The following is a 19,904-nucleotide window of genomic DNA, read 5'->3' as shown; positions in this document are numbered from 1 at the left end:
GAACCGCGACGGCGCGGCGGCATCTCCCGTGGGTGATGACGTTCCTCCGACTCGATCGTGCCCTCCTCCACTGCACCTTCACCGTCGCTGCGGCGTGTGCGGGTCTGGCGTGCGACACCGACGCGCCGACCGAGCCCGACGCGCGCAGCCTCGCGGCGCTCGACCTCTCGCGCTTCGGCGTCGATGCGGTCGTCGCCGAGGCCGACGGCTTCGCGCTCCTCGGACCCGGTGGCGACGCCGTCGGTCACGTCGCGGTGAGCGACGCCCGTGGCATCACCGAGCTCGAGGTCACGCTCGACGAGCGCGAGGCCAGCGTGTCGTGGAGCGACGCCCAGGCGGCGATGCGCTGCGACGGTGGCGAGCTGGTGATCGCTGCGGGGGGCACCGACGACTGGCAGCCCCAGGGCGGCGACGCCGAGGGTGCAGGCGCCTGCGACGACGCGCTCGCGGTCGGCCTCGAGGTCGCCACCGCCTTGGGTGCCGCTCCGCCGTGGGCCGCGGACTACGACGAGGGCGATCGCTTCCGCATGGCGCCCGGGCCCAACACGCAGTACGGCGTCTGTTCGACCGTGAGCACGTGGGTCGGCGGCAGCAGCTGCTGGAACTGCGCCCAGGCCGCCCACGACGCCTTCGGCCGCGGCCCGGGCTGGTACGAGACCTCGTCGACGTGCTCGTCGGGCACGTTGTGGACCAGCTGCTCCGCCACGTACTGCATCAACTGAGCGCTCGGGACGACGACTGCGGCGCGCTACACTGGCGCGCCGCCCATGACCGCCCCGCGCGTTGCCGCTGCGATCGCGAGTCCACGCGTCGACTTCCTCTGTTTCGTCGCGCCGGGGCTCGCGTCGCTCGTGCTCGGGCTCGTGATTGGCCTGACCAGCGATGGCCCCGCGGCGCTGTCGACCCTGCAGTGGCTGGTGTTGGTGCTGGCGATCGACGTCGCCCACGTGTGGTCGACGTCGTTTCGCACGTACCTCGATCCGGTCGCGCGACGCCACCACGCGCGGCGCCTGTGGCTGCTGCCGGCGGCGTCGCTGTGGTGCGGCTTCCTGCTGCACCTCGAGAGCCCGGCTTGGTTCTGGACCGCGCTGGCCTACCTGGCGATCTTCCACTTCATCATGCAGCACGTCGGCTTCGCGATGCTGTACGTGCGCAAGGGCGGCGAGTCGAGCTTCGACCGGCGGCTCGTGAAGCTCGCACTGTGGTGCGGCACCGCGGGGCCGGTCTTGTGGTGGCACGGCCACCTGCCGCGCACGTTCGCGTGGTTCGTCGAGGGTGATCTCTTCGCGGGCGTGCCTGCGGTGATCGGAACCGCAGCGCTATGGCTGCAGCTGCCGGTGTGGCTGGTGTTCGTGGTGCGGCGCGTGGCCCTGCGCAGCGCCGGCCACCGCAACCCCATGCTGGTGTGGCTCACGGTGCTGCCGGCGCTCAACTGGCACCTCGGGATCGTCGCGTTCGACGACGATCGCATCTTCACCCTCACCAACGTCGTGATGCACGGCGTGCCGTACATCGCGCTGACGTGGTTCGCAGGCGGACGCGAGCAGAGCGCTCGCATCTTCGGGGCGCGACTGCGGCGGCGCACGCCGGCGCTGCTCGGCGCGGCCTACCTGGGGTCCTTGCTGGTCGTCGCGCTGGTCGAGGAGTCGCTGTGGGATCGCTGGATCTGGCACGACCATGCGTCGCTGTTCGGCGCCGGTGGCGAGTGGGCGCTCACGCATCCTGTGGTGACCGCCGCCGTGGTCGCGCTGCTGACGGTGCCGCAGGCGACCCACTACCTGCTCGATCGTTGGATCTGGCGCGCGGGCCCCGACAACCCCGAGCTCGCGCGTCAGCTGGGGCTGTCGTGACCGCGCCGTGGACCCTGGAGCCGTTCGCGGTGCTCGATGGCGGGCTCGCCAGCGAGCTCGCCGTACGCGGCCACGACCTCGCCGATCCGCTGTGGAGCGCCAAGGTCCTGCTCGAGGATCCCGCGGCCGTGGCCGCGGTCCATCACGACTACCTCGAGGCCGGCGCCGACGTGATCACCACCGCCAGCTATCAAGCCTCACTACCGGGACTCGCGGCGCGCGGACTCTCGCAGGCCCGCGCGCTCGAGCTGCTGCGCGACGCCGTCGGTATTGCACGTCGGTGCTGTGTGGCGGTCGGCGGTACGCGGCCGCGCGTCGTGGTGGCCTCGGCCGGCAGCTACGGGGCAGCCCGGGCCGACGGCTCGGAGTACACCGGGCACTTCGACGACGTCGACGATGCTGCGCTGGTGGCGTTCCACCGCGAACGCCTGCCGGGCTTCGTCGACGCCGACGCGATCGCGTTCGAGACCATCGCCAGCGCCCGCGAGTGCGCCGCGATCGCGCGCGCACTCGCGGATCACCGCGGACCGCCGGCGTGGCTGTCGCTGGTGTGTCGCGACGGGGCGCACAGCGGCAGCGGCGACACGCTGCGGGCCTGCGCGCGCGCGACCGCGGACTGCCACGCCATCGCCGCGCTGGGCATCAACTGCACCGCACCCGCGGTGGCGACCGCCGCCCTCGCGCAGCTCGCCGCCGTCGATCCGCGACCGCTGGTGGTCTATCCCAATGCCGGACAGCCCTACGACGCCGCCCACCGCTGCTTCGTGGGCGCGCCCGCGACCCCGTCCGCGTTCGCACGTGATGCCGAGGTCTGGCTGCGCACCGGCGCACGGGTGGTCGGCGGCTGCTGCGAGACCACGCCCGCGCACGTGCGGGCACTGGCGGCGCTACGCGACGCGGCGACGCCACACCGGCTGTGACGTCGCGCGCTCCCGCGAGCCTTCGCCGCGCCCCTCGCGTATGCTTGCGGCCGCGCCCCTGCCGGCCACGGACCCGCCCGCGACGCGCCCCAGCCCCCGCTTGCCGCTGCTCAACTACCAGCTCGCGCTCGTCGGAGCCCTGCCCGCGTTGGCAGCGATGTGGCTGTTCGACCGCTTCGATGCCAAGCGGCCCGAGCCGCGGGGGACCTTGCGTCGGGTCGCGCTCGCCGGCGCACTCTCGGCGATCCCCGTGATCGCGCTGGGCCAGCTGTTGATGTACCTGTCGCCGGTCGAGCTGGTGCTGCAGGGCGGCGCGCCGGGCAGCTACGCCGCGGCCTTCTACATGGCGTTCGTGATCGCGGCGCTGCCCGAGGAGGGCGCGAAGATGGCGAGCATGTTGTTGTTCGCGTGGCGGCGGCCGGAGTTCGACGAGCGCATGGACGGCATCGTCTACGGCGCGCGCGCGGGCCTCGGCTTCGCGCTGGTCGAGAACGTCGCCTATCTCCTGCTGCAGACCGGATCGAGCGGTACCTACCTCTCGCTGTTCATCGGGCGCGCGGTGCTGGCGGTGCCGGCCCACGCGATCTGGGGCGGCCTCATGGGCTACTTCGCCGCGGTGCGCCGCTTCGACGGACGCGGGCCTGGCCTGGTCGGCGGCTACCTGCTGGCGGTGCTGCTGCACGGCCTCTACGACGCGTGGCTGTTCTCGGCCCCGGTGGCGATCGCGGCCGGCAACGACTGGCTCGGGCTCGGTATCGCGGGGGTTCCGGTGGTCGCGTACAGCGTGCCGGCGGTGATCGTCGCCGGCGGTGGACTGCTGCTGCGCGCGCTCATGCAGCGAGCGCTCCGCGACGACGATCACGCCGAGGCGATGGCGGCCGCTGCCGCCCACCGCCATGTCGGTCACGCGCGACGCTGGTACTGAGGCGCCGCGCAACGCCAGCGCGGTCAGCCGGCGACCGCTTCGACCACGACGATGCGATTGCTCGGCAGTGCATCGGAGCGGCCATAGTCGGGGATCACCACCTCGGGGCGACCGTCGTCGTCGAAGTCGCCGACGGCCATGCGGTTCCCGACCGAGACGTCGGGCACCGCGACATCGATCGGTGTCATCGCGTCGAGGGTGGCGGCGCCGAACAACACCTGCGGCGCGCCGCCTTGCATGGGCGCACCGGTGGTGCCGACCACCAGGTCGCTGCGACCGTCGCAATCGAGATCGGTCGCGAGCAGCTCACGCGGGCCGACCCCGACCGCAATCCCGCCGGGCACCAGCTCCTCGACGTCGGTGGCCACGACCCGGAAGAACCGCAGTCGCCCGGGGACGTCGGTCCCCTCGTTGGCCTCGGTCAGATTGCGCTCGACGACCGCCAACTCCTCCACGCCATCGCCGTCGAAGTCGCCGCCGGCGACCGCCCAGGGGTTGCGGAAGTTGGTCGCGAGTACCGACGGCGAGGCTGGCGTCAGCGTGATGGGCTCGTCCTGCGGCACCCGCAACACGTGGACCGGGTGCATGCCCAGGCCATCGAACGAGTCGTCGTGGGTCGACGGCACCAGCACGCGTGCGTCGCTGCCCTGCCCCCACACGAACACCTCCCACGGCTCCGTCAGGTCGCCCATGAAGCTCGCCGTGGGATTGCCGAACAGGCTGCCGTCGATGTTGGGCACCACCACGACCACGCCGTTGCCGGCCGCGAGCAACTCGGGACAGGCGTCGCCGTGGACGTCGGCGAGCGCCATGCTGAACAGGCCGGTGGTCGCGATGCCGGTGGTGAGCGGCGCGCCGAAGGCACCATCGGACCACTCCACCACGCCCATCTGCCCGGCATCGATCGAGACCAGCACCAGCTGCGGGTCGCCATCGCCGTCGAGATCGGCGATCGCCATGTCGTAGGGGTTGTCGACCCCAGTCATCGTGCGATCGACGTTGGCCAGGCGTGCCCACTGTCGACCGGCGTCGGCGCGCAGCAGCGTCACGTCCCAGCCGACGAAGTCCAGCACCGCCAGGTCGTCGACGCCGTCTCCGCTCCAGTCCCACACCACCGCGCTCGAGGCGTTGCCGAGCTCGGCGTGGGAGAACACGTAGCTATCGATCATCGGTGACGCGACCGGACCGCCTTGACACTGCGGCACGGTGACGGGCGCGCAGCCGTCGGCCGCAGTCGTGCTCGATGACCCACTGCCGGAGCCGTCGTCGACCCCCGTGCTCGACGACCCACCCCCGCTCGAGCCGGTGCTCGCGTTGCTGGTGGTGACGCTGGCGCTGCCTTCGGTCGTCGCCGTCGGCCCGCCGCAGAAACCCGTGAGGCACTGCTGCCCGATGCCGCACTGGTGCGGGCCGTCGCACGCCAGCCCGAGCGCGTCCTCGCCGGTGAAGCAGCCGCTCGCGCCCACGCCGAGAAACGCCACCCACGTCCACGCGACCCACCGCATCTCGCCGTCACGATAGCACCGCGGAGCCCGCCTCCGGGCGCCCGCAACGTCCGACCGGCACGTGCGCGCTCGCGGCCGCGGTCAGGGCTCGGCCGGCACCACGCGGTAGAGGTGGCGGCCGATCGCGACCACGGCACCGAATGGCAGCAGATCGCCGCTGCGCATGCGCAGCCAGGTGCCGTTGCTGCTGCCGAGGTCCTCCAAGCGCACACCGTCGCCCTCGGGCTGCAGGCGACAGTGCTCGGCCGACACGAACGGGTCGTGCAGCAGCACGATGTCGGTGCCCCCGCGGCCCAACACGCACGCCCGCGACAGCGGCACGGCAACGCCGAAGCGCGCCTGCGCGTCGAGCAGCTGCACGCGACCGCGCACACCCGCAGTGCCCGCCAGCGGCGGTTCGTCGAAGCACAGGAACTGCTCACCGATGCGGAACTGGTCGCCGTCGCGCAACCACCACGGGGTGTCGAGCCGCAGCCACAGGCCGCCCTGCGAGCCGGGATCGATCACGCGCAGCCCCTCGGGGTCCGAGGTCAGCCGTGCGTGCCACTCGTCGAGGTAAGGATCGCCGTGCCATGGGCCGTCGCAGGCGCGGCCCAGATCCAGCGTGCCGCCGCGGGGCACCAGCTGCGCGTCGACCGGCACGCCCTGGCCGGGAAAGCCGGTCGGCGCCAGGCGCAGGACCAACGCCGCGCGCGGAGCCGCGAGCGGCATCGTGATGTCGACGGTGCCGTGCGACGCCCCATCGACCTCGACCTCGACCTCGACCTCGCGCGCGCGCGGCAGGGCGTCCTCGCCGAGCGCACCGCAGGCCAGCGCTTCGCCGTACCCACACGTGCGATCCCACTGCGGCACGGTGTCCACCGGCGCAGGCTCGGCCGATGCCGCGGCGTAGCGCGGCCAGGTCACGCCGTCGACGCGCGTCGCCGCGTCGGCGTCGGCCCGCGACGCCGACCACACTGCGGTGTCGTCGTCGCCGTTCATCAGCTGCCACATGATCTCCGCGTCGGACTGCACGCGTCCGGGCGCGGTGCCCGTGGTCGCGCGCGGCTGCCCGGCCAGCGCCGCCAACATCTCGAGCCACGCGTGCTCGACCACGCCGTCGCGGCCGTACAACGCGGTGGCCTCGGTCGCGACGCCGCAGTCACCACAGTAGCGCGCGCCGGCCGGCACGGCCGCGCAGCAGCTGCCGCACGTGCGGCACCGCAGGGTGCCGTCGCGTCCGAGGGTCCGACGTGCGCGCGTCTCGACGGGGGAGGCCGACATCTGCATGCATCGGCGGTACGGGGGGCAGGCCGGCGCCGGATCGACGACCACCCCAGACCCGCCCCCAGACGCGTCGCAGACCCGATCCCGCCCCGTCGTGCACGGGCGCCCGTGGCCCCGCCGGCGATCGCGGGCCCGCTCACTCGATGGGCGTGAAGCCGACCAGCTCGGCCGCCTGCACCGGCACCGCGAACCCGCGCGCGACCGGCAGCCCCGGCTGCGCGGTGTTGTTGTCGCACGGCGGGGCGCGAGGCGGGTCGATGCGCGGGCCGCAGCTGCCGTCGGCGCACGTGCCCGAGCGAACCTGGGTCACCGACTCGAGCACGAGCCCGGGCTCGAACGAGGCATCGAACGTGGCGGGCCCGTCGGCTGCGCCCTGCGTGAAATCGAAGCCGGCGCCGGCGATGGCGGTGGTGCGCAGCGTGATCTCGAAGGTCGCGCCCTCGTCGACGTGCCACAGGCCGTTGTCGCGGTCGTAGAAGCGCGCGTCGCAGGCGTTGCTCGGCGGCTCGTAGAGCGTGTACGTCACGCGATAGACCTCGACACCTTCGATCACGCGCGGCTGCCCGTCGTCGGCGACCGCGGCGGTGTCGACCGCGCCCGAGACCTCGATGCGGGGCGCGCGAATCGGCCGCGTGCCGCGACCGAAGTGCCCGACGTCCTCGTAGGTCGGTGCGCCGTCGAACGGCGTGAACTCGCGGGTGCGCTCGATGTCCGTCACCGCCAGCCGTAGGTAGTGGGGATACGTCGCGGGTGCCGACGGGTCGACCTTGGGGCCGCCGCTGGGCACGTCGAAGCCATCGCTGGCGGCGTGGCTGTGATCGTCCACCAGCAGGTACAAGCTGCTGTGGAATCGGCTGGTCGCAGCGGGGGTCGAGTCGTCGCTCGGCGAGCCGCTGGCGAGCGCGACGAGGAACTGATCGACGCCCAGCGGCGGCTCACCGCTCGCGGCACCACCCGGTGGATCGATGCGTCCGCCCGCGGTGACGGCGGGACCGAAGAGAAACGGATCGCCATGGCTGGTGCCCACCGTGCAGGTGCTGCCGTCGCCCTCGCAGGCGTGCAGGCGCACGGCCTCGCGCGCGCTGCCACCCCACGCGCCACCGCTGTCGGCGGCATGGCCCCCGCCGAGGTCCCAGCGGAACAATCGGCCCGCGGGATCGGCCGCGTAGACCTCCTGGATCTCGCCCCAGTAGCGCGAGATGCAGTGGCTGGCGATCGCGACATCGCCGACCGCCGCGTAGCTCGAGTCGAAGCCGTCGGTCGCGGCGTCGATCACCGCCTGCTCGAGGATGGCACCGGTGACCGCGTCGGCGTAGACCAGCGTGCGCCCGGCGTTCGCGGCCGCGCCCGCGCGCCGGTAGCCGCTGCCGAACACCAGCCGCGCCTGGGGCTCGGCGCCGAGGACGTTGCCGGGCACGTCGTAGGCGAGCGCCGGCCGCGACCAGGTCTCACCGAGCACGGCGTCGTAGGCCGCACGCAGGGCAGCGTCGTCACTCGTCCACAACACCTCGATCGGACCATCGTCGGCCGACGGGCTCATGTGCGAGACGTCGAGCGCGATGAGCTCGGTGCCGCCGGCCCCGAGCCCGAACACCGCGAGGTGTCGCCATCGCGTGGCGGCCTCGTCGTAGACCCAGCCTTCGTTGACGGTCGACGCGATGCCGTAGATGTGCGAGGCGACGTTCGAGCTCTGGCCCATCGAAGCCGCACCGTTGCGCCACTGCGCGACCGCGGCAGGCAAGGAGAAGCGCGGCACGAAGCCGAACAGCTCGTTGCCGCTGTCGAGCTGGAACGCGTGCAGGACCCCGAGGTCGTCGCCGACGAGCACCGCCTCCTGGTAGGCATGGTGCGGTGACGGCGAGGCGAGCATGCCGGCGTTCGACCACGCCGCGGCGGCGAAGCTCTCGAGCGACTCGGGCAGGCCCGCGGCGTCGACCTCCGACAGCCGGCGTCCGCCGCAGTGCGGGTCGCGGATCGCCACCTGCGGCGAGTACTCGGGCCGCCGCTTGGGGATGCGGCGCACCACGACCGGCGCCGAGTTGGCCACGCCTGGCAGCTTGGCGCCGTCGGGGAAGTCGCGACCGAGCACGAACGCCGCGAAGTCGTCGGCATGGGCGGCCACGTCCGCCGCCGACATCGCACCGGTGTCGGCCAGCTCGGTGCGCAGCGCAGCGCTGGCGCGACCATCGTCATCGGCGAACGGCACCACCTCGTTGGCGGCGGTGTGCGTGTACAGCCGGCGCGCCTTCCACTCGGTCTGGGCCAGGCACGCTGCGGCATCCCACGACCGCGACTGCGCGCAGGGCCCGAAGGTCTCCTCGACCTCGTCGGCCTCGAAAGGTTGATCGACGCACCACGGCGCAGGGTCGCCGGGCACCGCGGGATCCTCGTCGGTGCACACCGAACGCTCGAGGTGGCCGCGCCACGAGGGCACGTCGGTGTGGGCCCGCAGGGTCGTCTGCACGATGCGACCCTGACCCGGTGTGCCGTGCTCGCCGACACCGAAGTCGGCAATGCGCGCGCCGGGACCGCTGTCGACCTCGACCGACAACGCGGCCTGCACGATCTCGGTGAGCACTCCCGCCAGCTCGGCGGACGAGCTGGCGAGGTAGGCACATCCATGGCTCGGATCGCTGGGGTCGGCGCAGGTGTCCCAGTCGTTGGCGGGCGTGTCGCTGCACGGCGAGCTGCAGCTCCCGGAGCACGCGCCCGCAGCGGCGCACGCCATCGCGTGCAGCTCGGGCTCGTCGAGGAAGAAGCCGACCACGTAGGTGCGCACGCCGAGCTCGTTGCGCAGCACCGCGAGGCGTTCGTGCAGCAGCGCGCCACCCTCGCTCTCGGGCGACGGCTGGCCGTCGGTGACGAGCACCGCGACCGTCGGAGCGCACGCGTCGGCGGCCTCGGAGTTGGCGACGTACTGCAGGTACGAGGTCACGCTCGAGTGGGCGTAGATCGCGTTCGATTCCGGCGGGCTCGCCAGCTTGGCCCCGATCGCGCTCGCCCACGGCGTGCCGGCGTCGGCATCCACACCGCCCTCGATCATCGGCGCGACCGCGGCCGCGACCGCGGCGTGGGCCGCCGTCACGCTGGTCGGGCCGCGCACGGCGTCGGCGGTGCTGGCCGGCAGGTCGAGGTAGAACGGCGCGTACAGGGCCGCCTGCGCGGTGGTCGAGCCCGCGGTCACGCCCATGTACGGCACACGGTTGCCGTCGTAGGGGTAACCGACGCTGGCGGAGTAGCCGGGGAAGCCGTCGACGTACGGCCAGTAGTAGAAGTCCTTGCCCCACACGTTCGCATCGGTGTCGGTGGTGGTCGTGCCGTAGTCACCGACGGTGGCGTGGGTGATCGAGCGATCGGGATCCGTGGTCGCGTTGAGGTTGGCGCGCACGCCCATGAAGCGAGGGAACCACTGCACCTTGCGATCGGCGTTGCTGCTCGCCTTCATGCTCGTCGCTGCGGTCGAGATGAGTGGCGAGGCTGGAATGGCGCCGGCCTGGTTGTTGGCGCTGATGACCGCGCCGACCCCGAGGTTGTCCCAGCGCAGGTAGGGGTACGGCCGGTTGACGTCGTCGCACAGGCGCCAGGTACCGTAGTAGCCGCTGTACTTGTCGACGTTGTCCCACACGAAGTAGCCGTGGAACGTGGTCCACTGGAAGCGATGCCCGTCGCTGCACTTGCGCGGCACGGAGGTCGGCGGGTGTCGCTGATCGAAGGTCATCAGCGCGAAGCGGGCGCTGTCGCCGGCGGCGGTCACCACATCGCGGATGGCCTTGCGCGCGACCGCGATGCGGCTCGACTGACTGCCCTCGCCGAGCTCGCACGAGCGCCACGAGCACTGCTCCTCCGCGGCCTGGGCACGCCACGACATCGAGCCCGAGGTGTCGAGCACGAACAGCACCCGCGGGCGGATCTCGTGCGCGCCGAGGCCCTGCACCACGTAGTACGGCTGCAGCCGCGCGCTCGAGCGGCTCGCCCACGCGACCACCACCACCGCCGCGAGCCACAGCGCGCGACGAAGTGCACGCAGCAGCGCGGATGCTCGGCTCGACGATCGCTGCGATACCACCGACGGATCCCTGCGAAGACGGTTTCGACCGGCCTGGGGGCCGCTTGACGCGGGCGCCCCGGTTGGGCCGGCCGACGCTGCGGCGCCGACGCTTCGGTCGGGTGCGCGTCCGCCTGCAGGCCGCCTTGGGCGCCGGCCGCCGACGCCGACCCCAAAGCCGCCGCGCCGCCGCGTAGACTCGCCGCCGGGGGCCACGCGCGCCGACGGCCCCGGTTGATTCGCCGTGGACTGCGACGCGATCGTGATCGGAGCGGGGGTCGTCGGGCTCGCATGTGCCCGGGCGCTCGCGCGCGCCGGGCACGAGGTCGTCGTCATCGAGTCCGAGACCGCGCTCGCGCAGCACGCCTCGTCGCGCAACAGCGAGGTCGTACACGCGGGCATCTACTACGAGCCCGGCAGCCTCAAGGCGCGCACGTGCGTCGAGGGCCGCGTCGCGCTGCTCGAGTACTGCGAATCCCACGGCATCCGCGTCGCGCGATGCGGCAAGCTGCTGGTCGCGACCGCGGCGGAGCAGCTCGAAGCACTCGAGCAACTGCGCCGGCGCGCGGCCGACAACGGTGTCGTGCTCGAGCCCCGCGACGCCGCGGCGATCACTGCGCTCGAGCCCGAGCTGCGCGCGCACGCGGGGCTGTGGTCGCCGGGCTCGGCGATCGTCGACAGCCATGGCCTGCTGCGGGCGCTCGCCGGCGAGCTGCGCGACCACGGCGGTGCGATCGCGCTGGGCTGTCGCTTCGAGCACGCCGCGGCGCTGCCGGGCGGCGGGCTGCAGGTGTACGCCGGCGGCGAGTCCCTTCGCACGCGGATCCTGTGCGTCGCCGCCGGGCTCGCGGGCCGCGGCGTGTTGGCGCGCATCGACGGCGTCGCGCGACTGCCGGCACGCCCGCTGCGGATCGCCAAGGGCAACTACTTCGCGGTCCACGGCGGCCCGCGGCTGCGCCACCTGGTGTACCCGCTGCCGGTCGCGGGCGGCCTCGGCATCCACGTGACCATCGATCTCGAGGGCGGGATGCGCCTCGGTCCCGACGTCGAGTGGATCGATCCCTGCGAGCCCGGCGACGACGGCAGCCCGCCGCCTTACGCGGTCGACCCGGCGCGGGCCCACGGGTTCGCACGCGACGTCGGCCGTTGGCTGCCGGCACTGCGCATGGAGATGCTCAGGCCCGCCTACGCCGGCCTGCGCGCGAAGCTGGTGGGCGAAGGCGAGCCGGCGGCGGACTTCGTGGTCGCGGGCGCGGCCGCGCACGGCGTGCCCGGGCTGGTCGCGCTGCTCGGCATCGAGTCGCCGGGCCTGACCGCGAGCCTCGCGCTGGCGGAGCTCGCCCACGCCGAGGTCTCGAGCTCGGGTTAAACCGCTGGTCGCTGCGGGGAACCAACCCGCACGATGCCATCGACGTCGCGCTCACCCTTGATCCCTGGCCTGCTCGCCGTGCTCGGCTGCGGCTTCGAGTCCAGCAACGCGGTCGACCCGACGATGCTCGCGGTCGACGTGCCCGTGCGGCTCGAGCGGGTGCGCGTGCGTGAGAGCCTGGTCGCCGGCCTGGGCACGCGCCCGGTGGCGTTGCACAGCGGGCAGCAACCCAACGCCCGCGGCGTCGCGTTCGAAGCGGTCGTGACCGGAGTCGTGCCCGAGCACGCCGGGGTCCTGGCGCGGCTGGTGTGCGCCGTCGACGGCCACGCGATCGCCAGCCAGATGGCCTTCGACGCCAGCGGTCGACTCGCGCGCGCCAGCGTCGGCGCGCGCGTCGAGGGCAGCGAGGTGCTCATGCCGGGTGCCTTCATTCGCGAGATCCCGGACACCTGCGAGGTCCGCTTCGCCTTCACGATCTCGCCGCCGCTCCACGCCGGGCCGGTACGGAATCCCGCGCCCGTCGTGACGCCGATCGCGACGGTGTGCTTCGCCGACGACGTGCTGCGCGACGGCCCATGTACGGCGCAAGAGCTCCCCCGCGCGCCCGCCAGCGGGCCCGCGCCGACCGTGGAGCTCGAGGGCGAGCTGGTGCCGCGCGACGACGGCGGCCTCGCGCTCGAGGTGCGCGCGCTCGCGACCGCAGGCGTCGACGGGCCCGAGCGCGCCAGCGTTCGCGTGCTCGCGAGCTGCACGGCCGATGGCGTGCCGCGGGCGCTGCCGCTCATGATGTGGCTGCCGATGGCGGGCCTGCAGGCGGGCGAGTCGGTCGCCGAGGTCGCACGCGCGAGCACCGACCGTGACGGCGGGCCTGCGCCACAGCAGTGCGCGATCGAAGCCCTGCTCGAGGACGGCGGCGGTGCACGCGAGTCGTTGGCGCGGTGGTGCGTGCGCCAGGACGGCAGCCGAGCCGGCGACTGCCCCTGACGGCAACCGCGTGCGCCCCGTCCGGGGCTGTGCGCGGGCGGGACCAGGGGCCGATCGAATCTGCTATGAAGCAGGCCCATGTTCGAGACCATCTCCAAGGGGTTCCGCGCCGCACGCGAGCGACTCACCGGCAAGGGTGAGCTCACCGAGGAGGTCATCGAGGCCGCGCTGAAGGACGTGCGCATGAGCCTGCTCGAGGCCGACGTGGAGTTCCGCGTCGTCAAGCAGTTCCTCGCCGCGGTGAAGGAGAAGGCCATCGGCACCGAGGTGCAGCTGGTCGCCAAGCAGGGCGAGCGCAAGCTGCGGGTCAAGAGCGAGGACCACTTCGTGCGCATCTGCCACGAAGAGCTGGTCGCACTGATGGGCCCCGTCGACAGCGAGCTGGCCACGGCCAGCCGCGGTCCCACCGGCATCATGATGGTCGGCCTGCAGGGCAGCGGTAAGACCACCTCGACCGGCAAGCTCGCGCGCAAGCTGACCAAGGACGGCAAGAAGGTGATGTTGGTCGCCTGCGACGTGTACCGCCCTGCCGCGGTGCGGCAGCTGCAGGTGCTCGGCGAGCAGCTCGAGGTGCCGGTGTTCGCGCGCGAGTCCGGCGACCCGGTCGAGATCGCCGCCGCCGCCAACCACGAGGCCGCGGTCGGTGCGTTCGACTACGTCATCTTCGACACCGCCGGTCGCCTCGCGATCGACGAGGCGTTGATGGTCGAGCTCGACCGCATCAAGGCCAAGGTCAACCCCGCCAACATCCTGCTCGTCATCGACGCGATGATCGGTCAGGACGCGGTCAACACCGCCAAGACCTTCGACGAGCGGCTCGACATCTCCGGCGTGGTGCTCACCAAGCTCGACGGCGACGCACGCGGCGGCGCGGCGCTGTCGATCCGCGCGGTGACCGGCAAGCCGGTCAAGTTCCTCGGCATGGGCGAGACCCTCGACCGCCTCGAGGATTTCCGGCCCGAGGGCCTCGCCGGTCGCATCCTCGGCATGGGCGACCTGGTCGGCCTCATGCAGGACTTCCAGCAGGTCGTCGACGAAGAGACCGCCGCCCGTGACGCCGAGAAGATGCTCGGCGGCGGCTTCACGATGGACGACTTCCTCAACCAGATCCGCTCGATCCAGAAGATGGGATCGATGAAGGACCTGATGGACAAGATGCCGCTCGGCTCGCTGTTCGGCGGTCAGGTGCCCCAAGAGGCGCTCGACCAAGCGATGAACGACGACGAGCTCACCAAGATCGAGGCGATGATCCAGTCGATGACCCGCGCCGAGCGGGCCAAGCCCGACGTGTTCCTGCTCGACGACGACGACAGCCCCACCGGCGTTGCCCGCTGGACCCGCAAGCCCCGTGCCCCCAAGCCCAAGGACCCCAGCAAGTACGCCGAGATGGGCGCCGAGCAGTTCGTCGGCACCCGCGTGGCTCGGGTCGCGCGCGGCAGCGGCCGCAGCGAGGACGACGTGCGCGGCCTGGTCGGCCGCTTCCTCGCCATGCGCGAGGTCTTCGGGATGCTCGGCGGCCTCATGGGCGGCGGCGGCATGCTCGGCAACCTCCCGGGCGTCAAGCAGCTCCGCCAGCTCGGCGCGATGCGCAAGCTCGCCAAGAACCCCGAGATGCTGCAGGGCCTGATGGGCGGCGGCATGCCCGGCCTGCCGGCCATGCCCGGCATGCCCGGCCTGCCACGCGCGCCGGCGCCGGCGCGCCCCGCCGATCGCGATCGCGCCAAGGCCGATCGCAAGAAGCAGAAGGACGCGCGCAAGAAGAACCGCAAGCGCTAGCAGGGCAGCGCAGTCGCACGCGTCGCTGCCCGACACGCGCAGCTTCGAGGGCGACGACGCTCGCGCCTCACGACGCGAGCACCAGCGGGGAGCGTCCTCGCAGGCGCTCGACCACGGCGCGGAGCTCGGCGACTGCGAACGGCTTCTCGAGCCATGGGACATCGCGCGGGAACGCGTGCGGGCGCTCGATCTGACGGACGTCGCCGCTGGTGCAGACGAAGCGTGCGGCGAGATCGGGCCGCTGCTCCGAGAGCATGCGGAACAACCGCTCGCCATCGACCTGGGGCATCGCGAGATCGCAGAGCACCGCCACTGGACGCGCGCTGGGGTCGAGCAGGTGCGCGAGCGCCTCGCGGGCGTCCAAGAACGCGTCGACGACGTAGTCCCGACGCAGGGTCCGTTGCAACGATTGCAGCACCGCGGGCTCGCCGTCGATCACGACGACGTGGGCGGCTGGCGTGGGCAGCTCGGCATCGCCCCGAGGTGGTGCCTGCCCCACCCGCAGCCGGACGGTGAAGGTCGAACCGCGCCCGACGATGCTCTCGCAGGTCAGGCTCCCGCCCATGGCACGCACCGCGCTGTGGGCGATCGTCAGGCCGAGCCCAGGCCCATCGGCCGGGGCCTTGGTCGTGAAGAACGGATCGAAGATGCGTGCCAGTGCATCGGGCGCGATGCCGCGGCCGTTGTCCTCGATGCACAACGAGACGTGCCCCGCGTCCACGATCGCGCGGACACGGACACGATTGCGTTCGCGATCGGCGGCGTCGAACGACTCCGCCGCGTTGAGCAGCAGGTTCGAGAGCACCTGCGCGATCCGAGCCTCGTCACCCACCACGGGCGGCAACGCGCCGAGATCGAGCTCGAGCGTGGCGACCTCGCGCAACGCGTGCTGCGCCAAGTTGGTCGCGAACTCGATTGCGCCGGTGAGGTCGGCCTGGCATCCGGCGCCGCGCTCCTGCGTGATGGTGCGCAGGCCCCGGACGATCGTACGGATCCGCTCGCTGCCGCGGCGCGCCTGGTCGAGGGCCTCGACGATCTCGATCACCCGCGATTCCGGCAGCGACAGTGCCAGCCGCCGCAGCTCCTCGGCCGCGAAGTCGAGGTTGGTGTTCACCGACTGCAGCGGGTTGTTGATCTGGTGCCCGACGCCCGCGGCCAGGTTCGCGACACTCACGAGCCGCTCCTGCCGCGCGATGTGATCGCGAAGGGCCTCGCGCTCGGTGACATCACGCGCCAACATCAGGCCCTGCCGGCCGTCGTGTTCCGGCAGCGGCACGAACGCGATGTCGATCTGACGCTCGTCGGCGCGGGTCATCACCCGCACGTGCTCCCCGGCCAGGCAACGCATGGCCGCGTCGCGCAGGATCGGGGCGTCGTGCTCGACCGCAACGCCATCCACCCGCGACGGCAACGGCACGGTGCGACTCGAGCCGAAGGTATGACTGAGCTGCAGCGCATCATCGAAGAGGCCAACGGTGGTACCCGGCAGGTTGTCGAGCAGCGTCGTCAGCCACCCGCGCTCGCGCGCGAGTGCGTTCGCCATGTTGCGCTGCGCGGTGACGTCGCGAAAGGTCGTCACCACGCTGACGGCCACGCCGTCCGACAGCAACGGCTCGGCATTGATGCTGAGCCAGCGCAGCTCGCCGTCGGGCTGCGCGACCCCCATGGCGACGTCGCGCAACGGCTCGCCGCTGCGCAGCGCCACCATCGAGGGACGCAGCTCGCTGGGGAACGGCGCCCCCTGCCCGTCGACCGTGTGCCAGCGGGGATCCGACGACGTGCGCCCCATCAGCTGCTCGCGGGTCAGACCGAGCACCTGACACGCGGCGTCGTTGCAGTCGACGATGACGCCAGCGGCGTCTTGGTGCAGCACACCTTCGGCCATCGCCTCGAACACCGCCCGCAGCCGCGCCTCGCTCACGCGAGCGCGACGCTCTGCGGCGCGCAGCAGCTCCTGCTGCTCGCGACGCGCGGTGCTGTCGCGCCCGACCGCGTAGTAGGTCTGGCCATCCGAAAGCACCGTCCCCGACAGCCACACGTAGTGCCCCTCGCGGTGACGGAAGCGGTGCTCGAACTCGATGCTCGGACGGAGCTGGTCGGCGATGCGGCGCGCCTCCGCGACCGTCGCCGCGAGATCGTCGGGGTGTACGAACTCCAGCAGCGCTCGACCCTCGAGCTCCGACGGCAACCACCCGGTGACGCGGGCCCAGGCGGGGTTGAGGTGCTGCAGTCGCAGCTCGCCGTCGGCGAGGCCGTGCAGGTCGAGGCTCAGCTCGACCAGGCTGGATTGCACCCGCAGGCTTTGTCGATCCTCCGCCAGCCGCCGCCGCTCGCGGCGGAGCTCGAGCAACGCCGTGACCTGCTTGGCGAGCAGCTCGAGGCCACGAAGTTGCGCCGGGGTGATCTCGCGGGGGCATCGATCGACGGCGCACAGCGTGCCCAGCACCTGGCCCGCCTCGTCCACGATCGGCATCCCGGCATAGAAGCGCACGTGGGGCTCACCGACGACGAGCGGATTGTCGTGGAAGCGCAGGTCCTGGGCCGCGTCATCGACGACCAGCGCCACGCCGTCCGCAACCACGTGCCCGCAGAACGAGATGTCGCGCGGGATCTCGCGCACTTCGATCCCGTATCGCGACTTGAACCACTGCCGATTGGCATCGACGAGCGAGATCAACGCCACGGGCGTGCCCACGAGCGCCGCGGCGAGCTCCGTCACCGCATCGAAGGCGGCCTCGGCGGGCGAGTCGAGCACGTCGTACTCGGCCAGCGCCTCGAGTCGAGCGGCCTCATTCGCCGGTGCCAGCGCTGCACGCATGCCCCGGGTTCATCGCCCGTGGCGCGGCGGCCCTTGAACCCGCGGCGCACCTGCTGCGTGGCTGCAACGTCACGCAGGACCGAACGCGGACACTTCGCGCGCGATCAGTTCGCGCTGTCGTCTGGCGCGAGGGCGCCCGCGGTCTCGTCGGACTCGGGATCCACCGGGGTCGCGATGCGATAGACCTCGTCGAGCCAGTTGCCCAGGTCGATGATCTTGCAGCGCCGCGAACAGAACGGCCGCCAACGGAACTCGCGCGGCACCTCGTCCTCGCGCCGACAGGTCGGGCAACGGATGCGCATGGTGGCGGGTTCGTCCCGGCGGTCCACGTCGGTTCTCTTCGCACGGTCGCAGCTGCCGCGCAAGCGCATCCGACCGGTGGCGACGCTAGCGTTCGACCGCCCGGAGCACCGCACGGACGTGCGCCACGACTCGCGCGGGATCGTCGAGCGCGACGAAGTGCCGCGCATGCTCGAGCCACTCGAGCGTTGCCCCCGGGATCGCGGCGTACTGCGCGACGTAGTGCGCCCGTGCCCGCGCGCGCGCGGCGGGATCGCGCCAGCTCTGCGCCGCGGCGAGGCACGACACCGGCGCGGTGATGGCCCTGCACGCAGGGCGCAGATCCGCCAGCAGGATCTCCGCCATCGCGTCGGCAACCGCGTCGGGGTCGGACGCGGAGGCCTCGTCGAGCAGCGCGTCGACCAAGGCCAGCGACGAGATGCCGGCGCCGAGCCGCGACCGACAGGCCCGCCGGTGCCCCGCCCCGTCGAGCCCCCGATGCTCCGCGCGCTGCCGCGCCGCGATCCGCTGCAGGTCCGCCGCTGCGCTCGCGGCATCGGGCACCGCGGCGTCGCCGAGCAAGGCCGCGACCGCGGGCAGCGCGTCGAGCACGATCGCGGCGCGCAACGCCGGCAGCCGCTGGGTCGCCAGCGCCAGCGCCAGCCAACCACCCAGGCTGTGACCGAGCACCGTCACCGGCCCACGCAAGTGCTGCTCCACCAAGCTGCGCAGCCCGGCACAGAAGCGCGGCAGCAGCGGCCCCTCGATCGGCGCCAGGCCGCCGAAGCCGGCCAGCGTCACCACCACCACCCGGGCCTCGCGCGCCAGCGCGGTCACGACCGGCGCCAGCGATCGCGGGCCGCACCCGAGCCCGGGGATCGCCAGCACGATCGGCCCCTGTCCGGCCGCGGCCGCGTGCAGCTCCGGCAGCACCCAGTGCTCGGTCGCAGCCGGCAGCACCAGTGGCGTGGTCGCCGACGGCACCGCCGGGCCGCAGGCGGGCCGCAGCGGCGCGGGCCACTGCGGGTCGGTCATCCGCGCTGCTCGAACGCATCGAGCAGCGCCACCAGCTTCGGCGCCACGTGCTCCTCGAACGCGAGCACGGCCTCGACCACTTGCGCGTAGTGATCCATCAAGATCGCCTGCCCGGCATCGCACAGCTGCTCGCGGCGGAAGCTCTCGTCGTGGAGGCTCTCGGTGATGGTGCCGTCGGCGAGGTGCGCACACGCGGCCATCACGTTCTCGGGCACCAGTCGGTGGTCGCCGGTGACGTGGCTGGGGTCGAAGATGATCGGCAAGATGGTCTGCCGGCGCGCGAAGCTCAGCGCGTTCAGGTCGGGCTGGTTGCGGCAGTAGCCGCCCTTGGTGAACAGCGTCTTGACCCCGCGCTCGCACAGCACGATGTCGAGGTCGCCCTGGTTGGCGATGTACTCGGCGGCGTGGAACCACTCGGTGACCTCGTTGCCGAAGCCGCGCTTGAGGATGACCGGCTTGCCGAAGCGCCCGACCGCCTCCAGCAGGTCGAAGTTCTGCGCGTTGCGGGTGCCGACCTGCAGCATGTCGGCGTGCTCGCCGATCTCGGGCACGAGGTTGAGGTCCATCACCTCGGTCACGTAGGGGATGCCGGTCTCCTCGCGGGCGCGGTCGAGCATCGCAATGCCCTTCATGCCCAGGCCGCGCCAGTCGGTCGGCCGCGTGCGGGGCTTGAACGCGCCGCCGCGCAGCATCATGCGGTCGAGCACGCCGTAGCGCTCGCCCACGGCCTGCACTGCCCGTGCGATCGCGAGGGTCTGCTCGAGCGTCTGCGGCGAGTCGGGTCCGACCACGAAGATGTGCCGACCGGCGCCGAACCGCCGAGGGCGCCCGTCCTGGCCCATGACCTCGACGACCCGACGCTCGCGGCGAAAGGCATTGCCGTCGGCACCGCTGACGACACGCGCGATGTTCTTGAAGTCCGATGTCACGCGCCAGGTCGCGCGCACGCCGGGGAGGTCGCGCAGGTAGCCCTCGCGGGTGGCGAACTCGCGGGTGTCACCGATCACGTGGATGGTGCTGTAGACCCCGGCACGCTGGGTGATCTCGATGGCGAGACCGAAGCGCGACGCGAGGTCACGGATCTGATCGACGGTCGCCTGTCGGCCGTTCTCGAACTCGATGATCATCGCGA

Annotated in this window: 14 protein-coding genes; 7 read left to right on the top strand and 7 right to left on the bottom strand. The window is 72.4% G+C overall.

Annotation, left to right across the window (positions count from 1 at the left end; all coding sequences use genetic code 11):
• Positions 1-35 precede the first annotated feature (35 nt).
• The 4 genes from IPH07_00870 to IPH07_00855 all read left to right on the top strand — a co-directional run bounded on the left by IPH07_00870 (position 36) and on the right by IPH07_00855 (position 3,695).
• Positions 36-722 (top strand): hypothetical protein, encoded by a 687-nt coding sequence (locus tag IPH07_00870; protein ID MBK6915928.1) that lies wholly within the window; start codon positions 36-38, stop codon positions 720-722.
• Between the two features lie 45 nt (positions 723-767).
• On the top strand, positions 768-1,850 hold the full coding sequence (locus tag IPH07_00865; GenBank protein MBK6915927.1) for a hypothetical protein: 1,083 nt from the start codon (positions 768-770) through the stop codon (positions 1,848-1,850).
• Complete coding sequence (gene mmuM / locus IPH07_00860; GenBank protein ID MBK6915926.1) at positions 1,847-2,770, top strand: homocysteine S-methyltransferase; 924 nt, start codon at positions 1,847-1,849, stop codon at positions 2,768-2,770. The genes IPH07_00865 and mmuM overlap by 4 nt, the downstream gene beginning before the upstream one ends.
• Before the next feature lie 100 nt (positions 2,771-2,870).
• A complete protein-coding gene (locus IPH07_00855; GenBank protein ID MBK6915925.1) occupies positions 2,871-3,695 on the top strand; it encodes a PrsW family intramembrane metalloprotease in 825 nt (274 codons plus the stop codon).
• 23 nt (positions 3,696-3,718) lie between these two features.
• Here IPH07_00855 and IPH07_00850 read toward each other — a convergent pair whose 3' ends face one another.
• The 3 genes from IPH07_00850 to IPH07_00840 all read right to left on the bottom strand — a co-directional run bounded on the left by IPH07_00850 (position 3,719) and on the right by IPH07_00840 (position 10,532).
• Positions 3,719-5,200, bottom strand: coding sequence for a VCBS repeat-containing protein (locus tag IPH07_00850; GenBank protein MBK6915924.1), 1,482 nt, complete (start codon positions 5,198-5,200; stop codon positions 3,719-3,721).
• Positions 5,201-5,281: 81 nt separating this feature from the next.
• Positions 5,282-6,463, bottom strand: coding sequence for an FHA domain-containing protein (locus IPH07_00845; GenBank protein ID MBK6915923.1), 1,182 nt, complete (start codon positions 6,461-6,463; stop codon positions 5,282-5,284).
• Positions 6,464-6,602: 139 nt separating this feature from the next.
• On the bottom strand, positions 6,603-10,532 hold the full coding sequence (locus IPH07_00840) for a type IV pilin biogenesis protein (GenBank protein MBK6915922.1): 3,930 nt from the start codon (positions 10,530-10,532) through the stop codon (positions 6,603-6,605).
• Between the two features lie 223 nt (positions 10,533-10,755).
• Here IPH07_00840 and IPH07_00835 point away from each other — a divergent pair, with 223 nt between their 5' ends.
• From IPH07_00835 to ffh, 3 genes are all read left to right on the top strand, one after another.
• Positions 10,756-11,880: an NAD(P)/FAD-dependent oxidoreductase gene (locus tag IPH07_00835; GenBank protein MBK6915921.1), complete on the top strand. Its 1,125-nt coding sequence runs from the start codon at positions 10,756-10,758 to the stop codon at positions 11,878-11,880.
• A gap of 33 nt (positions 11,881-11,913) precedes the next feature.
• Positions 11,914-12,864 (top strand): hypothetical protein, encoded by a 951-nt coding sequence (locus tag IPH07_00830; GenBank protein ID MBK6915920.1) that lies wholly within the window; start codon positions 11,914-11,916, stop codon positions 12,862-12,864.
• A gap of 78 nt (positions 12,865-12,942) precedes the next feature.
• Positions 12,943-14,640: a signal recognition particle protein gene (gene ffh, locus IPH07_00825; GenBank protein ID MBK6915919.1), complete on the top strand. Its 1,698-nt coding sequence runs from the start codon at positions 12,943-12,945 to the stop codon at positions 14,638-14,640.
• A gap of 67 nt (positions 14,641-14,707) precedes the next feature.
• Here ffh and IPH07_00820 read toward each other — a convergent pair whose 3' ends face one another.
• From IPH07_00820 to IPH07_00805, 4 genes are all read right to left on the bottom strand, one after another.
• Positions 14,708-17,458: a PAS domain S-box protein gene (locus IPH07_00820; GenBank protein ID MBK6915918.1), complete on the bottom strand. Its 2,751-nt coding sequence runs from the start codon at positions 17,456-17,458 to the stop codon at positions 14,708-14,710.
• Positions 17,459-17,562: 104 nt separating this feature from the next.
• A complete protein-coding gene (yacG, locus tag IPH07_00815) occupies positions 17,563-17,760 on the bottom strand; it encodes a DNA gyrase inhibitor YacG (protein ID MBK6915917.1) in 198 nt (65 codons plus the stop codon).
• 85 nt (positions 17,761-17,845) lie between these two features.
• Positions 17,846-18,772, bottom strand: a complete 927-nt coding sequence (locus IPH07_00810; GenBank protein ID MBK6915916.1) for an alpha/beta hydrolase — start codon at positions 18,770-18,772, stop codon at positions 17,846-17,848.
• Positions 18,769-19,899, bottom strand: a complete 1,131-nt coding sequence (locus tag IPH07_00805) for a 3-deoxy-D-arabino-heptulosonate 7-phosphate synthase (GenBank protein MBK6915915.1) — start codon at positions 19,897-19,899, stop codon at positions 18,769-18,771. The genes IPH07_00810 and IPH07_00805 overlap by 4 nt, the downstream gene beginning before the upstream one ends.
• Between the last annotated feature and the right edge of the window lie 5 nt (positions 19,900-19,904).

The sequence above is a fragment of the Deltaproteobacteria bacterium genome (assembly GCA_016709225.1).
In the GTDB taxonomy this organism is placed as follows: Bacteria; Myxococcota_A; Polyangia; order Nannocystales; family Nannocystaceae; genus Xiheibacterium; species Xiheibacterium phototrophicum.
The sequence above is the reverse complement of the archived record's forward strand: the minus strand, read 5'-3'. Positions and strand labels throughout refer to the sequence as shown.

Coding starts and splice junctions, on each gene's coding strand:
- IPH07_00870 (MBK6915928.1), top strand. CDS start 36: ATGACGTTCCTCCGACTCGATCGTGCCCTCCTCCACTGCACCTTCACC.
- IPH07_00865 (MBK6915927.1), top strand. CDS start 768: ATGACCGCCCCGCGCGTTGCCGCTGCGATCGCGAGTCCACGCGTCGAC.
- IPH07_00850 (MBK6915924.1), bottom strand. CDS start 5,200: ATGCGGTGGGTCGCGTGGACGTGGGTGGCGTTTCTCGGCGTGGGCGCG.
- IPH07_00845 (MBK6915923.1), bottom strand. CDS start 6,463: ATGTCGGCCTCCCCCGTCGAGACGCGCGCACGTCGGACCCTCGGACGC.
- IPH07_00830 (MBK6915920.1), top strand. CDS start 11,914: ATGCCATCGACGTCGCGCTCACCCTTGATCCCTGGCCTGCTCGCCGTG.
- ffh (MBK6915919.1), top strand. CDS start 12,943: ATGTTCGAGACCATCTCCAAGGGGTTCCGCGCCGCACGCGAGCGACTC.
- IPH07_00820 (MBK6915918.1), bottom strand. CDS start 17,458: ATGCGTGCAGCGCTGGCACCGGCGAATGAGGCCGCTCGACTCGAGGCG.
- yacG (MBK6915917.1), bottom strand. CDS start 17,760: ATGCGCATCCGTTGCCCGACCTGTCGGCGCGAGGACGAGGTGCCGCGC.
- IPH07_00810 (MBK6915916.1), bottom strand. CDS start 18,772: ATGACCGACCCGCAGTGGCCCGCGCCGCTGCGGCCCGCCTGCGGCCCG.
- IPH07_00805 (MBK6915915.1), bottom strand. CDS start 19,899: ATGATCATCGAGTTCGAGAACGGCCGACAGGCGACCGTCGATCAGATC.